Below are 14,340 nucleotides of genomic sequence, written 5' to 3'. Positions count from 1 at the left end.
CGTGTCAAGTGCGCAGTTATGACGCCTATCGGTGACGGACCTGTCGGCAGAACATGGCGCCAAGTCCGAGAAAGGAGCAAGCATGACCGTCACGCTCGAGAGGGCCGAAGAGATCATCCTCGCCTGGAGGACGGGCGAAGAGCCCGACAGCCCCGTCGGCCCCCTGCTGCCCGGCATGTACGCCGAATCCGAGATCACCATGACCGGCCCCGGCCACTCAGGAAAGTGCGGGACCGCCTGCTCGGGCTCGCGTACCCGTTACTGCTGCTGAGCGGGGACGGGAGCACATGGCCGGTGAGTTCGATCCCCCGCTGGACCCGCTGATCGCGGCACCGCTGTCCGGTCTGGAGGCCCGGCTGGGGTCGCTCACCGGCCTCGCCGCGGCCGAGCGCGCCGCCATCCTGGCCGGCTCCGCGCAGTGCGTCGAGGAGGACGTCCGCCGCAAGATCACCAGAGTGCTGGTGCTGGAGCTGAACGCCGCGCGCCTGTCCGGGAAGCTGAGCGCCGCGACCTCGGAGGAACGCTGGCTGGAGTGGAAGGACGCCGTGGCGCGACCGGCGTTCTGGCAGGCGCTGGCGGGGCCGTACCCCGGCATGACGGCGCGGCTCATGACGGTGATCGGCAACCGCTGCGCGGCCGCGTACCGGTTCGCCGCGCGCTTCGCCGCCGACCGCGCGGCGCTGTCCACGCTGCCCGGCGCGCCGGAAGGGGAGCTGGAGCACGTCGAGTTCGGTGCGGGCGACAGCCACCGCGGCGGGCAGAGCGTCATCCTGCTGCGCGGCGCGGACGGCCGCGTGATCTACAAGCCGCGCTCGCTGGCCGTGGACGCGGCACTGGCCGAGCTGCTCACGCATCTGGACGTGCCGTCCATGCGCGTGCCCGCGGTCGTGACCAGGCAGGAGTACGGCTGGGCCGAGCACATCGGGCACCGCCACTGCGCCGGCGACGGCGAACTGCGCGCCTTCTACACCGGGATGGGCCACTGGCTGGCGCTCATGCGCCTGCTCGGCGGCAGCGACCTGCACGCCGAGAACCTCATCGCGGCCGGCCCGCAGCCCGTGGTCGTCGACTGCGAGAGCCTGTTCGCCCCGCACGCCAAGGCCCGCCCCTCCGGCTACGGCCAGGCCGTCGACCTGGCTGTGGAGCTGGTGGACGCCTCGGTGATGCGGACCGGCCTGCTGCCGGGACGCGGCGTGGCCCTGGGCTGGCGCGGCGTGGACATGTCGGCCGCCGGCGCGCTCCCCGGGCAGCAGCCGCAGGTCGAGCTGCCCGTCGTGCTCGGCGCCGGCACCGACAGCCCCCGCATGGGCACGGAACGGGTCGACCTGCCCCCGGCGGCCAACCACCCCAGCCCGGAGCCGGTGCTCGGCCACTACTGGGACGCGATCATCGCCGGGTTCGACGAGCTCGACGCCCGCCTGGCCGACCTCGACCGCTCGGGCAAGCTGGAGCCGCTGCTGGCGGGCTTCGCCGACTGCCCGGTCCGCGCGGTGCTGCGCTCCACCGAGTCCTACGCCGAGCTGGGCCGCATGCTGTGGCACCCGGTCGCGCTGCACGACGAGGCGGGCGCCCGCGCCAAGGCCGCCGCCCTGCTGGCCAAGATGTCGGAGAACGTGCCCGGCGCGCCGGGAGACGCCGCCATCATCGCCGCCGAGGTGGACGAGCTGTGCCACGGCGACATCCCGATGTTCGACACCACGCCGCGCGAGGGCATGCTGCGCGGCCCGGCCGGTACCCGGTGCGGGCCCGAGCTGGATCTGGTCGCCGACGCGGTGGCCCGCTGGCGGGCCCGCGACCACGCCCTGGACCGCGGGGTGGCGCAGGCGGCCCTGGTCAGCGCCTACCTCAACGAGGGCTGGATGCCGGAGGACCAGGGGTTGTCGCCCGGCGTGATCCGTACCGACCGGCTGGAGTCGCGCCGCAGGACGGCCGCGGCCGGCATCATGCGCGGCGTGCTCGGCAGCGCCGTACGCGGCGGCGACGGCACCGTCACCTGGATCACGCCCCTGCTCACCCCCACGGGCTGGGCCGTGCAACCCCTGGCCGCCGACCTGTACGGCGGCGCCCACGGCGTCGCCATCCTGGTGAGCGCCTACCTGGCGGAGAGCGCGGCGGGCCGGGCCGACCCCATCGACGACCTGAGCGGCCTGCGGGCGGCACTGCTGCGCACCATCCGCCTGGCCGAGGACCGCGACGCGGAGAAACGGCAGGAGGGCATCCCGTTGCGGCCCGAGCCGCCCGGCGCCTACCTGGGCATCGCCTCGCAGGTGTGGGGCTGGCTGCTCCTGCGCTCGCTCGGCGCCGTGGGCGACGAGGCACTGGAGCGCGCCCGCGCGCAGGCCGCCCTGCTGCCCCCGGCGATCGAGGCCGACGACGCCTACGACCTGCTGTCCGGGATGGCCGGTGCCATCGTCCCGCTGCTGAACCTGGCCGCGCGGACCGCGGAACCCCGCTGGAGCGAGCTGGCCGCATCGGTCGGCGCCCGCCTGGCCGACCTGGCCGAGCACCGGGAGGGCGGCGTCTGCTGGCCCAGCCCCCGCTTCCCCCAGGGACTCGGCGGTCTCGCGCACGGCGCCACCGGAATCGGCTGGGCCCTGTCGCGCCTGCCCGGCCGCGGCGACCTGGCCGACGCCGCCTTCGCCTACGAGGACGCGCTCTACGACCAGGACCAGCGCGGCTGGCTCGACCTGCGCGGCGACGGCCACACCGCCGCCGCCTGGTGCCACGGCGCGGGCGGGGTCGGCATCGTCGCCGCCGACCAGCTCGCCCGCCGGGGCGGCGACCCGTGGCGCGAACGCCTGGCCAGGGCCGCCGACTCCTGCTGGGCCGACGGCACCGGCTGGAACCACACGCTCTGCCACGGCGACCTCGGATCCTGGGAGGTGATCGAGCACGCGCGGGCCGCCGGCGTCGCGCCGGTCGGGCGTGAGCCCCTGCTCGCCCACATCCTGGGCAGCCTGGAGACCAACGGCCCGATCAGCGGCCTGGCCAGGGACGCCTTCGCGCCCGGCCTGCTGCCCGGCCTCGGCGGGGTCGCCTACCAGCTGCTGCGTGCGCACCCGGGCAGCGCGCTGCCGTCCGTCCTGCTCCCGGACCTGGAGTGAGATCGCGTGGAGGATGACCTCGTCGCCCCCTACTGGCACCTGGACCGTCCCGACCCGGCCTCGCGGCGCACGTTGCGCCGCCTGCCCGCGCTGACCGCGCCCGTACTGCGCCTCATCTGGCACAGCGGGCGCCGCCCGGCGCTGGTCATCCTCGCCCTGCAGCTCGCCGCGGGCGCCGCGACGGCCAGCGGGCTGCTGGCCACCGCCTCGGTGCTCGACGACCTGCTGGCCGAGGGGGCCGCGCCGGAACGGCTGGCCGCCGCCGTGCCCGGCCTGGCGCTCGTCGCCGCGATCGTGGCGCTGCGCGCGGCGGCCGAGGCCGCGGTCGAACTGGCCAGGGCGCGGCTGGAGCCCGCGCTGCGGCGGGCCGCGGAGGAACGGCTGTTCGCCGCCGCGCTCGGCGTGCAGCTCGCCGACTTCGACGACGTCGACTTCTACGACGGCCTGCACCGGGCCCGCGACCGCGGCCTGTTCCACCTGGACCGCGCCGTGGCCAACACCATCGACCTGCTCGGCGCGGCCTGCGGGGTGACCGCGGCCGCCGCCGGGCTGGCCGTCCTGCATCCGCTGCTCGTGCCGCTGCTCGTGCTCAGCGTGATCCCCGAGGGATGGGCGGTGCTCAGGGCGGCCCGGCACGGGTACGGCGGCATGCGCGAGATGGTCACGCTCAACCGGCGGGTCGACATGCTGGCCGACCTGGCCACCGAACGCGAACCGGCGGCCGAGGTACGGGCCTGCCAGGCGCAGCCGTACGTGCTGGATGAGTACCGGCAGGTGGCGAACCTCCTGCAGAAGACCGAGACCCGGGTGGGCCTGTCCATGGCCCGGGTCAGGGCGGCGGGGCGCGCGGCGGGCGGGCTGGCCATGGCGGGGGTGCTGGCCGTACTCGGGCTGATGCTGCACTCCGGGTGGATCGCGCTGGCCGCGGCCGGGACGGCCGTGATCGCCGTACGGGTGGCCGCGACCGCGCTCAAGCAGCTCGCCCAGGCCGCCAACCAGCTGTTCGAGCAGTTCATGTACGTGGCCGACTACCACGACTTCCTCGCCGACGCCCACGCCCGCCGCGCCCCTTCCGGCGGTACGGCGGCGCCCCGCTCACCGGAACGCCTCACACTGCACGGCGTCGGCTTCACCTACCCGGGCAGCGCCCACCCGGCGTTGCACGACATCGACCTCACCATCCACGCGGGCCAGACGATCGCCCTGGTCGGCGAGAACGGCTCCGGCAAGACCACGCTGGCCAGGCTCCTGGCCGGCCTCTACCGTCCCGGCACCGGAGCCCTGCGCTGGGACGGCCTCGACACCGCCGCCCTGGACCCCGCCTCGCTCGCCGACCGGGTCGTCCTGGTGCCGCAGCACCCGCTGCGCTGGCCGCACGACGCCAGGACCAACGTCCGCATGGGCCGCCACGACCGCCCCGACCCGCATGACCACGCCCTGCGCGAGGCCGCCGCGCTGGCCGCCGCCGACGACGTGGTCGCCGACCTGCCGGACGGCTGGCGCACGCTGCTGTCGAAGCAGTTCAGGGGCGGTCACGAGCTGTCGGCGGGGCAGTGGCAGCGCCTGGCGGTGGCCCGCGGCCTGTTCCGCGACGGCCCCCTGCTCATCTGGGACGAGCCGACCGCGCCGCTGGACGCCAAGGCCGAGTACGCCGTGTACGAGACGCTGCGCAAGATCGCGGGGGAGCGGACCGTGGTGCTCATCACCCACCGCCTGACCAGCGTGCGGCACGCCGACCGGATCGTCCTGCTGCACCGGGGCCGCGTGGCCGAGCAGGGCACCCACGACGAACTCCTCGCCCTGAACGGCCGCTACGCCGAGCTGTACGCCCTGCAGACCGGCAGGGCGGCCCGCCGGTGAAGCTGATCCACCCCGGCGAGCCCGGCTACCAGGCCAGACGCAAGGCGTTCCTCGGCACGCTCACCGAGCGGCTGCCCGCCCTCATCGCCTGCTGCGCGACGGAAACCGACGTCGTGGCCGCCCTGGACCTGGCGCGCTCACGCGGGATGCCGTTCGCGCTGCGCGGCGGCGGCCACAGCTTCGCCGACCACTCCTCCACCACCGGCCTGCTCATCGACCTGTCCGCCATGAAGACCATCGAGACAGGCGCGGGGGAGGTGAAGGTCGGTGCGGGTGTACGCGTCGGCGAGCTCGCCGGCACCCTCGCCGCGCACGGCCGGCTGGTCCCGTGCGGCTGGTGCCAGGATGTGGGCGTGGTCGGCGCGGTGCTCGGCGGCGGCTACGGCGTGCTCAGCCGCCTGTACGGCCTGGGCGCCGACCACCTGCTCGCCGCCCGCGTGGTCCTGGCCGGCGGACGGGTCACCGACGCGCCGGAGGACCTGCTGTGGGCGCTGCGCGGCGCGGGCGGCGGCAACTTCGCCGTCGTCACCGAGGTCACGCTGCGCACCCGCCCCATCGTGCCGATCACCGCCGTCCAGGCCGTCTGCCCGTACGCCAGGGCCGCCGACCTCGTCGAGGCCTGGCAGCACCACCTGCCGGAGGCGCCCGATGAGGTGAACCTGGAGATCGCGGTCATCTGCGGCGACGAACCGGAGGAGGAGCCCTACGCCGTGCTCTTCGGCGCCGTCGCCGGGACGAGGGAACAGGCCCGCAAGGTCCTCGCCGACCTCCCGCCCCTGGACCGGGTCACCCTCACCCCCCTGGACGGCCCGGCCGCCGCCCGCCACCACGCCTACGCCGACGGCGGCGCGGGCGCCGCCACCGACCTGCCGCCGGGCGAGCGCCCCGGCCTGCGCCTGAACAAGTCCGGCTTCCTCCCCGGCACGCTGCCTCGCGCCGCCATCGACGACCTGCTGGAACGGCTGGCCGCCGGCCGCGTCTACGGCGAGATCCGCGACCTGGAGTTCGTCCCCTGGGGCGGCGCCATCGCCCGCGCGAGCGGCGGCGCCTTCGCCCACCGCACCCCGCGCTTCCTGCTGAAACAGTCCGTCCAGGTGGGCTTCCGCGCCACCGATGCCCGCAGGCACGACGCCCACGCCTGGCTGTGCGCGTCCTGGGCGCGGCTGTCACCCTGGACGCACGGCGTCTACCCCAACTACCCCGACGCCGACCTGCCCGGCTGGGCCGCCGCCTACCACGGCGCGAGCCTGGAACGCCTGAGAGAGGTGAAGGCCGCCTACGACCCCGGCGGATTGTTCGCATTCGCGCAGTCACTGTGATCGGCCGGTGCCGCGCGGTGGGAGACTTGCCCGCATGACCGGTCCGGAGGTTTCCTTCGACGACGTCCTCGCGGCGCAGGAACTGCTCGCCGCGGTGACCGTGCGCACCCCCGTGCTGCCCTCGCGGGTGCTGTCCGACCTGGCCGCGGGCCCCGTCCACCTCAAGTGCGAGAACCTGCAGCGATCGGGCTCGTTCAAGGCGCGCGGGGCCTACGTCCGCATCGCGAGGCTCACCGAGCGGGAACGCGCCCGCGGCGTCGTCGCGGCCAGCGCCGGAAACCACGCCCAGGGCGTCGCCCTCGCCGCCGGGCTCGTCGGCGCCAAGTCCACCGTGTACATGCCGGAGGGCGCCGCGCTGCCCAAGGTCGAGGCCACGCTCGGCTACGGCGCCGAGGTACGGCTGGGCGGCCGCTCCGTCGAAGAGGCGCTGGCCAGAGCGCACGAGCACGCGGCCGAGACCGGCGCCGTCGTCATCCACCCCTTCGACCACCCCGACGTCATCGCCGGTCAGGGCACGATCGGCATCGAGATCCTCGACCAGCTCCCCGACACCGCCACCATCGTCGTCCCGATCGGCGGCGGCGGGCTGGCCGCCGGGCTCGCGCTGGCCGCCAAGTCGCTGCGGCCCGGCATCACGGTGGTCGGCGTGCAGGCCGAGCGGGCCGCCGCCTACCCGCCGTCGCTGGCCGCGGGGCGGCCGGTGCTGCTGGAGCCGTACCCGACGATCGCCGACGGGATCGCCGTCGGCCGGCCCGGCGACCTGCCGTTCGAGCTGATCCACTACCTGGTGGACAAGGTCGTCACCGTGACCGAGGAGGAGATCTCCAAGGCGCTGGTGTTGTGCCTGGAGCGGGCCAAGCAGGTCGTCGAACCGGCCGGGGCGGTCGGCGTGGCGGCGCTGATGGCCCATCCCCGGGCGTTCGAGCCGCCGGTGGTGGTGCTGCTGTCCGGCGGCAACATCGACCCGATGCTGCTGGCCCGCGTGCTGCGGCGCGGCCTGGCGGCGGCCGGCCGCTACCTGGCGGTGCGGGTGCGGCTGCGCGACCGGCCGGGCGCCCTGGCCGCCCTGCTGACCGATCTGGCGGCGCTGCGGGTGAACGTGCTGGACATCGTGCACGAACGTGTGGGCTCGGGTCTCGACGTGGACGAGGTCGAGGTGCAACTGCAGCTGGAGACCCGCGGCCCCGACCACGCCGAGGACGCGCTGGCGGCGCTGCGCAGGGACGGCCACCGGCTGGTCCTCGGCTGAGGCTAGGCGCAGGTCTTCGCGGCCGGGGCGCAGTGGGTGACCTCGGGGTGGCGGGGCGAGGGCCGTTCCAGAAGGGGCTGGGGCTCGGCGCGCAGGTGCAGGTCGAGGAAGGCACGCACGTAGGTGCGGGTGAGCTCGGCGGAGCGGGCCGCCGTCAGCGTGCCCGGCGGTCGCACGCCGAGCGCGCCCGCCAGGATCGGCAGGTCGGTGAACGACTGGTGGTCGCCGCCCGGCAGCACGAGCCAGCGTTTCCAGCCGGTCAGCAGCTTCCAGTCACGGTCCCAGGAGATGTCGCGGCCGCCCGGCTTGTGGCCCGCCGAGCCCAGGAACAGCATCGGCCGGGCCAGCCCGCCCTTGGGGATGCGGGCGTAGGTGGTGCCGTCCATGTCGATCCCGGCGCGTACCCGGGAGTCCTTCACCATGGCCGCCACGGCCCCGGCCCCGCCCATCGACTGGCCGGCCATCGCGATCTTCGACGGGTCGATCAGCGAGGAGCCCTTCCACGCCGGGCCCTTCCCGGTCAGCCGGTCGAGCACGAAGGAGACGTCGGCCGCCCGGATCCCGGTCACCTTCGTCCCGAACCCGAAATCACTGTCGGCGTCGCAGGCCACGCAGTCGGCGACCCGCCCGCCGGGAAAGGTCGTCGCGTAGTTCTCGTAGGTGTGGTCGACGCCCGCCACCACGTACCCGTGACTGGCCAGGTCCTCGGCCAGAGCCGTGAGCGTGCTCCTGGGCATCGTGAACCCGGGGGAGAGCACCACCAGCGGCAGGCTCCCGTCCCGCCCGGCCGGCGCCGCGTCCGCGAAGGCGTGGGTGCGCGTCCTGCTCAGCACGTCGTACAGCGAGCCGGTCACCCGCTTTCCCTTCAGGATCAGCTCAGACTCCTTCGCGCTCATGTACGGCACCGGCCGCCCGGAACGTTCCCGGGCCGGATACCACACGGTGACCATGAGCTCCCTGGCCTTCCGTTCGGGAACCCACGGATCGGGCCGCGAATCGTCGGTCAGGTGCAGCATCGTGGCTCCCACCGGATGTTTGCCCGTGGGCGCGGGCAGCGCGGCGGGCCCGCTCGCCTTCGCCGGAGCGGCCCCGGCCGACCGGGGCGCTGCCGGGGCCGAGCAGGCCGAGACGGCCAGCACCACGAGCCCGGCGGCGAGCCCACCTCGCAGCAGCGGCTTCAGGCTCATGACGCACGTCCTCCCGGCAGCAGGGTCAGGGCTTTGGCCAGGGCGGCATCGCGCCCCGCCGCGACATCCTCCGGAGTCGCCGGCACGTAGTGGTCGGGCGCCACGCCCACCCGGTCGATCACCTCGCGGTTGGGCGCCCGATGGTGCTTCGACGGGAAGGACAACATCGTGTTGTTGCTCAGCAGGTACGGCTGCGCCGGCCCCGACACCGCGCCCGCGGTCCGCGTCCCGACCAGCTTGCCGAGCCCGTGGTCCTTGACCGCGGCGCTGAAGTGCTCGCACGCCGAGGCGCAGGCGCGGTCGGTGAGCACCACGAACGGCAGGCCGAGCAGCGCGACGCCGTCGTCGGTGCGCATGGTGTCGCAGGCTCCGTCGGCGGCGCACTGGTAGGCGGTGACCTTGCCGTGCGCGAACGCGCCCAGCAGCCGGTTCACCTCGTCGGGGCTGCCGCCGCCGTTGCCGCGCAGGTCCAGGACCAGACCGGCGAGCCCGCGGGCGGTGTTCAGCCGGGAGATCGCCTTGAGCACCCGGTCGGCGGAGTCGGGGCCGAAGCCGCGCAGCCGTACGTGGGCGATGTCGCCGCCGAGGCGTCCGGCGGTGACCGCCCGCATGGCGGCCGGGTCGGGCCGGAACAGGCCGGGCTTCAGCGTCACCTCCCGGCGGCGGCCGGTGTCCTGGCGCAGCACCCGCAGCCGGACCGGGCCGGCCTGCGGATAGCGCGGGTACAGGGCGGTGATCGCGGCGGGGGTGACGGCATTTCCGGCGAAGGGGGCGGAGCCGTTCACCGACTCGATGATGTCGCCGGGCCGCAGCCCGGCGCGCTTGGCCGCGCCGCCCAGCACGGACGTGACGAACAGCGGGGGCAGGGCGGTGCCGGGGTTGCCGCCCGTCTGGGAGCCGAGGTTCGCCCTGAACCCCAGGCCGTACTGCTCGTCGTCGTAGGCGCTGGGCGCGCGCTTGACGCCGTGTACCCAGCGGGCGTGGTTGTCGTCCAGGGCGGCGACGATGGCCTCCAGGGTGGCGGCGGCCAGCCGCTCGCGCAGCTTCGTGTCCTGCGGCAGCAGATCGGTGAGGCGCCGGTAGAGCTTCTCGAACGCCGCCCAGTCGGCCGCCCGGTCGCCGCTCATCGCCGGCATGGTGGCCTCGGCCAGGTCGTGCCCGCTGCGGTTGAGTTCCTGGGTGAAGGCGACGAATCCGGCGTTCAGCAGCGTGCGGGGGTCCAGCGTGGGTCCGCCGTAGTAGGCGGACAGGATGCAGAGGTAGGCCTGCTCGATGACGTCGACGGTGGTGGGCGTCTCGGCGGCGGGCGGTGTGCCGCGCGGCGGCTCGGCGCACGCGGGCGATCGGGTGGCGCTCGCCTTGCCGGGCAGGGCGCGCGGCGGCGTCTGGCCCGCGCAGGCCGCCGTCAGCAGCAGGACGAGCCCGGCGGCCACGGTCTTCGCGCTCATGACAGGCGCCTCCTGATCCACCAGAAGCAGAAGCCCGTCAGGCCCAGCGTGAGCACGGCGTAGGCGCCGGTCTCGATGGCCTGGAAGGTCCAGAACCGGGTGAAGGGGTGGTAGGTGGCCTGCTGCCGGTAGCCCAGCCGGTTGACCTCGGCCAGGCAGCCGTCCATCCCGCCTTCTCCCGGCGCCGCCATCGAGGGCGGCGCGCACGGCCCCGAGGTCACGGAGACCGGAATGACGGCGCCCGCGTCGTCGCTGATCATCGGGCGGCCGGCGGGGTCGACGAGCCGGCTGGACAGGACCCAGGCGCCGGTGTGGCCGGGGATGGCATTGTCCAGGGCGACCCGGGGACTCGTTCCGTCGCGGGGCAGGCCGAAGACGTCCACGTTCTCCTGGCTGAGCTGGAAGGCCGAGGTGACCGGCGGCTGCAGGTGGGGCCTGGCCAGCAGCGGCACGACGACCTGGAGTGCGGCGAAGACGGCCAGGGTGACGGCCATCGCGGTCAGGGTGCGGCGCACGAGCATCCCGACGGTCACGCCGAGGACGAAGGCGAAAGCGGCGTACCCCATGGGGACGATGCCGCGCGCGCCGAACACCAGCGGGTCCATCAGCGCGAACCCCGGCGCGGCGGACTTGTCCAGCGGGCCGGACCACCACGTCACCGCGAGGCTGCCCAGACCGGCGGCGGCCACGGCGGCGAGGCCGATGACGGTGAGCTTGACGGCCAGCCAGCGGGCGCGGGTGATGCTCTGGTTCCACACCAGCAGGTGTGTGCCGGCCTCCAGTTCGCGGGTGATCAGCGGCGCGCCCCAGAACAGGCCGGCCAGGGCCGGCAGGACGACGCCGATCGCGGTGACCAGGACGAAGGGGGTCTGGTACTCCTGGAAGAACCGGTCGAAGAAGCGGGCGCAGCCGCCGCGTTCGGCGGTGCAGGCGGTGATGCCGGCGGAGTACTCCGCGGCCAGTCCGGGGCCGGTCACGGCCAGGACGGCGGCCAGGACGAGCAGGGCCGCGGCCATCATCGCGGCCGCGCCGCGGAACTGCCGCCAGGTCAGCCAGATCATCGCCGGACCTCCAGTGCCGCGCGCCGGGGCTCGGCGGGCTTCTCCATGTAGGCCAGGACGAGGTCCTCCAGGCTGAGCCGGCTGACCGTCCAGGCGGGGTCGTGGATCGGGGACTCGGTGCGCACGATGAAGGTGCTCTGCCGGTCGGTATGGCTCGCGCTGACGATCTCCTGGTCGGCGGGTAGCCGGCCGGGGTCGCGGCGGGGGCCGGTGAGCCGGTGGTGGGTGGCCAGGAGCCGGTCGGCCTCGCCCGCCACCCTCACCCGCGAGTCGACCAGCACGATCAGGTAGTCACACGTGCGTTCCAGGTCGGCGACCAGGTGGGAGGAGAGCAGAACGCTGAGCTCGTGCTCGACGACCGCCTCCATCAGGCCCTGGAGAAACTCGCGGCGGGCCAGCGGGTCGAGCGAGGCGACGGGCTCGTCCAGGATCAGCAGCTGGGGCCGCTTGGCCAGGCCCAGCGTGAGGGCGAGCTGGGCGCGCTGGCCGCCCGACAGCCGGCCCGCCTTGTGCGCGGGGTCCAGGCCGAGCGCGGCGATCCGGTCGCGGGCCAGCGCGGCGTCCCAGCCGGGGTTGAGCCGGGCGCCCAGCCGGAGATGGTCGGCGACGCTCAGCCCCGCGTACGCGGGGGTGTCCTGGGCGACGAATCCCACCTTGGCCAGCTGGGCCGGACCGGCCGCGGGCAGGCCCCCGAGGACCGTGATGCTGCCCGACGTCGGTGCCAGCTGGCCCGCGGCCATCTTCAGCAGCGTCGTCTTGCCGGCGCCGTTGGGGCCCACCAGCCCGACGACGTGCCCGGCCGGGATGTCGATGGTGCAGTCTCTGAGGGCCCATCGCCGGCCGTACCTCCTGCCCAGCTCGTGGGCCTGCAGGACAGCGGTCATGCTATGTCCTCCTGAGCGGCGGTCCGAAAGGTGTTCATGAACAGGGCCTCGATGCTCTCGTCGTCGAGACCGGCCAGGCGGGCCTTGGCCAGCCAGATCCGCAGCTCCCTGCGCAGCGGCGCGTGGGCGGCCAGCGAGGCGTCGGTCAGCGTCCTGGTGACGAAGGTGCCGACGCCGGGCCGGGCCGCGACCAGGCCCTCGTGCTCGAGCTCCCGGTAGGCCTTGAGCACCGTGTTGGGGTTGATCGCCAGGTTCGCGACCACGTCCTTGACGGTGGGGAGCTGGTCGCCCTCGCGTAGCAGGCCCAGCCGGAGCGCCTGCCGTACCTGCTGGACGAGCTGCAGGTACGGCGAGACGCCCGAGCGGCCGTCCAGATGGAACTCGATCACCGGTTCCCCCATTTATCTAGTCTCCTAGCACTTTAGGGTAATGGATGTGAAGGCGGCGTAAAGTAGTGCTCGTATAGGATTTGCGATAATCTCGGGGCCGTGTCACACGTGGTGATCGTCACGGGCGGCGGGAGCGGCATCGGCGCGGCCGTGGCCAAAGCGGCGGACGCCGGCACGCGGGTCGTGATCTGCGGGCGGCGCAGGTCGGCCCTGGACCGGGTCGCGGCGGAGACCGGCGCGCTGCCGATCGTCGCCGACGTCACCTCCGAGCAGGATGTCGGCGCGCTCGTCGCCGAGGTGGTCGCGACCTTCGGGCGGCTGGACGGCGTGGTGGCCAACGCCGGGGTGATGCGCTCGGGCACCGTGCTCACGCTGACGCCCGAGGACTGGGAGACCAGCCTGCGCACGAACCTCACCTCCGGCTACCTGCTGGCGCGGGCGGCGCTCCCGCACCTCATCGCCAGCTCGGGGGCGTTCGTCGCGGTGAGCTCCATCGCGGCGCTGCGGGCGCCCGCGGGCGCTTCGGCCTACGCCGCCTCCAAGGCCGGGCTCACGATGCTCACCCAGACGATCGCCGCCGACTTCGGCCCCCGGGGCGTGCGGGCGAACGTGGTCTGCCCCGGCTGGGTGCGTACCGAGATGGCCGACGAGGAGATGCGCGAGTTCGGGCGGCCGCTGGGGCTCGACCGCGAGGAGGCCTACGCCGAGATCACCAGGCTGGTGCCGCAGCGCCGTCCCGCCGCTCCGGAGGAGGCGGCCGCCGCCGTGGTGTGGCTGCTGAGCGGCGCGGCCTCCTACGTCAACGGGGCGGTGCTGACCGTCGACGGCGGCACCACCCTGCTCGACCCGGGCACGCTGGCCTTCGACTTCACCATTCGCCCGCGTGGCGGCTGAGCCGGTACTCGTGGGGCGCCAGCCCGTACCCCGCCTTGAACACGCGGCTGAAGTGCGCGGCGTCCGTGAACCCCCAGCGCGCGCCGATGGCGCGCACCGCCACCTCGCGTGAGCCGGGGTCGAGCAGGTCGCGGCGGCAGCGTTCCAGGCGCAGGCCGCGGATGTACCTCGACACCGTGACGCCCTCGGCGCGGAACAGCTTGTGCAGGTAGCCGGGGGAGATGTGGCAGGCCGCGGCGATCGCCTCGGGCCCGAGCCCGGGGTCGCCGAGGCGGGCCGCGATGACCGACTCGGCCCGCTCCCGCAGCAGGGGCGCCGGAGCGGTGGCGTGTTCGCCCAGGCAGGACGCGTACAGGGTGGCGACGAGGTCGACGACGTTACCGGCCAGCCGGGCCGCGGGCGCGCCGCCGATCTCGTCCAGGTGACCGGCCAGGTTCACCAGCAGCGGGCAGACCACGCCGCCCAGCCCCCGCCCGCCCGCGATCCGCCGCGCGGTGACCTCGCGCATCGCCCGCTGCGGCAGCCGCAACTCGCCGTGCGGGAACATCACCACGATCACCCTGCACGTCCCGTCGAAGACGACCTGGTACGGCCGGCTCGTGTCGTAGATCGTGAGGTCGCCGGGCAGCAGGGGAGTGTCACGGCCGTCCTGCCGGATCCGCACCCGGCCGCTGACCGGCAGGCTCAGCTTGTAGAAACCGGGGCCGGCCGAGCTCCTGACGTGCCGGTCGGTGCGTTCGGCGCGGTGCGGGCCGGCGCTCACCTCGGTGACGAGGATGGGGCCGATCCTGCGACCGGTGATCTCGCCGGAGCAGCCCCGCCGGAACTCGAAGTCGAGCGGGACGAAGGAGCGCGCGACCGTGTGCCGCCAGAGCTCTTCGCGATCCCGCGCCGGGACGTCGCTCGTCCGGAGCCTCATAGTCCGGAGTCTCATATAGGAAACCG

Annotated in this window: 12 protein-coding genes; 6 read left to right on the top strand and 6 right to left on the bottom strand. The window is 74.4% G+C overall.

Going from position 1 to position 14,340, the window contains the following annotated elements:
* The first annotated feature begins 82 nt into the window (after positions 1–82).
* The 5 genes from ACFWY5_RS34285 to ilvA are packed head-to-tail and all read left to right on the top strand — an operon-like array spanning position 83 to position 7,532.
* Positions 83–271: a DUF6229 family protein gene (locus tag ACFWY5_RS34285; protein WP_379626299.1), complete on the top strand. Its 189-nt coding sequence runs from the start codon at positions 83–85 to the stop codon at positions 269–271.
* 16 nt (positions 272–287) lie between these two features.
* Positions 288–3,104, top strand: coding sequence for a type 2 lanthipeptide synthetase LanM family protein (locus tag ACFWY5_RS34280; RefSeq protein ID WP_379636847.1), 2,817 nt, complete (start codon positions 288–290; stop codon positions 3,102–3,104).
* Positions 3,105–3,110: 6 nt separating this feature from the next.
* Positions 3,111–4,964, top strand: a complete 1,854-nt coding sequence (locus tag ACFWY5_RS34275; protein ID WP_379636845.1) for an ABC transporter ATP-binding protein — start codon at positions 3,111–3,113, stop codon at positions 4,962–4,964.
* Complete coding sequence (locus tag ACFWY5_RS34270; protein WP_379636843.1) at positions 4,961–6,283, top strand: FAD-binding oxidoreductase; 1,323 nt, start codon at positions 4,961–4,963, stop codon at positions 6,281–6,283. The genes ACFWY5_RS34275 and ACFWY5_RS34270 overlap by 4 nt, the downstream gene beginning before the upstream one ends.
* Positions 6,284–6,317: 34 nt before the next feature.
* Entirely contained in the window at positions 6,318–7,532 is a 1,215-nt protein-coding gene (gene ilvA, locus ACFWY5_RS34265; protein WP_379636841.1) for a threonine ammonia-lyase, read from the top strand.
* 2 nt (positions 7,533–7,534) lie between these two features.
* Here ilvA and ACFWY5_RS34260 read toward each other — a convergent pair whose 3' ends face one another.
* The 5 genes from ACFWY5_RS34260 to ACFWY5_RS34240 are packed head-to-tail and all read right to left on the bottom strand — an operon-like array spanning position 7,535 to position 12,513.
* Positions 7,535–8,719, bottom strand: coding sequence for an alpha/beta hydrolase family protein (locus ACFWY5_RS34260; RefSeq protein ID WP_379636839.1), 1,185 nt, complete (start codon positions 8,717–8,719; stop codon positions 7,535–7,537).
* The gene (locus ACFWY5_RS34255) at positions 8,716–10,167 is read right to left on the bottom strand and encodes a S41 family peptidase (RefSeq protein WP_379636837.1); all 1,452 of its coding nucleotides are present in this window, start codon (positions 10,165–10,167) and stop codon (positions 8,716–8,718) included. The genes ACFWY5_RS34260 and ACFWY5_RS34255 overlap by 4 nt, the downstream gene beginning before the upstream one ends.
* Entirely contained in the window at positions 10,164–11,228 is a 1,065-nt protein-coding gene (locus tag ACFWY5_RS34250) for an ABC transporter permease (protein ID WP_379636835.1), read from the bottom strand. Before ACFWY5_RS34250 ends, ACFWY5_RS34255 begins: the two co-directional genes overlap by 4 nt.
* Entirely contained in the window at positions 11,225–12,112 is an 888-nt protein-coding gene (locus tag ACFWY5_RS34245; RefSeq protein WP_379625548.1) for an ABC transporter ATP-binding protein, read from the bottom strand. Before ACFWY5_RS34245 ends, ACFWY5_RS34250 begins: the two co-directional genes overlap by 4 nt.
* Positions 12,109–12,513, bottom strand: coding sequence for a GntR family transcriptional regulator (locus ACFWY5_RS34240; RefSeq protein WP_379636833.1), 405 nt, complete (start codon positions 12,511–12,513; stop codon positions 12,109–12,111). The genes ACFWY5_RS34245 and ACFWY5_RS34240 overlap by 4 nt, the downstream gene beginning before the upstream one ends.
* A gap of 87 nt (positions 12,514–12,600) precedes the next feature.
* Here ACFWY5_RS34240 and ACFWY5_RS34235 point away from each other — a divergent pair, with 87 nt between their 5' ends.
* The gene (locus ACFWY5_RS34235) at positions 12,601–13,395 is read left to right on the top strand and encodes an SDR family NAD(P)-dependent oxidoreductase (RefSeq protein ID WP_379625552.1); all 795 of its coding nucleotides are present in this window, start codon (positions 12,601–12,603) and stop codon (positions 13,393–13,395) included.
* On the opposite strand, the gene ACFWY5_RS34230 is transcribed toward ACFWY5_RS34235, so the two are convergent.
* Positions 13,370–14,314: a helix-turn-helix domain-containing protein gene (locus ACFWY5_RS34230; protein ID WP_379636831.1), complete on the bottom strand. Its 945-nt coding sequence runs from the start codon at positions 14,312–14,314 to the stop codon at positions 13,370–13,372. The genes ACFWY5_RS34235 and ACFWY5_RS34230 overlap by 26 nt on opposite strands.
* Between the last annotated feature and the right edge of the window lie 26 nt (positions 14,315–14,340).

It is taken from the genome of Nonomuraea sp. NPDC059007 (assembly GCF_042740555.1).
In the GTDB taxonomy this organism is placed as follows: Bacteria; Actinomycetota; Actinomycetes; order Streptosporangiales; family Streptosporangiaceae; genus Nonomuraea.
Note: the sequence above shows the minus strand (reverse complement) of the source record. Positions and strands in the feature narration are given on the sequence as shown.

Excerpts from the sequence above, each read along its gene's own strand:
- ACFWY5_RS34285 (WP_379626299.1), top strand. The coding sequence starts at position 83 with ATGACCGTCACGCTCGAGAGGGCCGAAGAGATCATCCTCGCCTGGAGG.
- ACFWY5_RS34280 (WP_379636847.1), top strand. The coding sequence starts at position 288 with ATGGCCGGTGAGTTCGATCCCCCGCTGGACCCGCTGATCGCGGCACCG.
- ilvA (WP_379636841.1), top strand. The coding sequence starts at position 6,318 with ATGACCGGTCCGGAGGTTTCCTTCGACGACGTCCTCGCGGCGCAGGAA.
- ACFWY5_RS34260 (WP_379636839.1), bottom strand. The coding sequence starts at position 8,719 with ATGAGCCTGAAGCCGCTGCTGCGAGGTGGGCTCGCCGCCGGGCTCGTG.
- ACFWY5_RS34255 (WP_379636837.1), bottom strand. The coding sequence starts at position 10,167 with ATGAGCGCGAAGACCGTGGCCGCCGGGCTCGTCCTGCTGCTGACGGCG.
- ACFWY5_RS34250 (WP_379636835.1), bottom strand. The coding sequence starts at position 11,228 with ATGATCTGGCTGACCTGGCGGCAGTTCCGCGGCGCGGCCGCGATGATG.
- ACFWY5_RS34245 (WP_379625548.1), bottom strand. The coding sequence starts at position 12,112 with ATGACCGCTGTCCTGCAGGCCCACGAGCTGGGCAGGAGGTACGGCCGG.
- ACFWY5_RS34240 (WP_379636833.1), bottom strand. The coding sequence starts at position 12,513 with ATGGGGGAACCGGTGATCGAGTTCCATCTGGACGGCCGCTCGGGCGTC.
- ACFWY5_RS34230 (WP_379636831.1), bottom strand. The coding sequence starts at position 14,314 with ATGAGGCTCCGGACGAGCGACGTCCCGGCGCGGGATCGCGAAGAGCTC.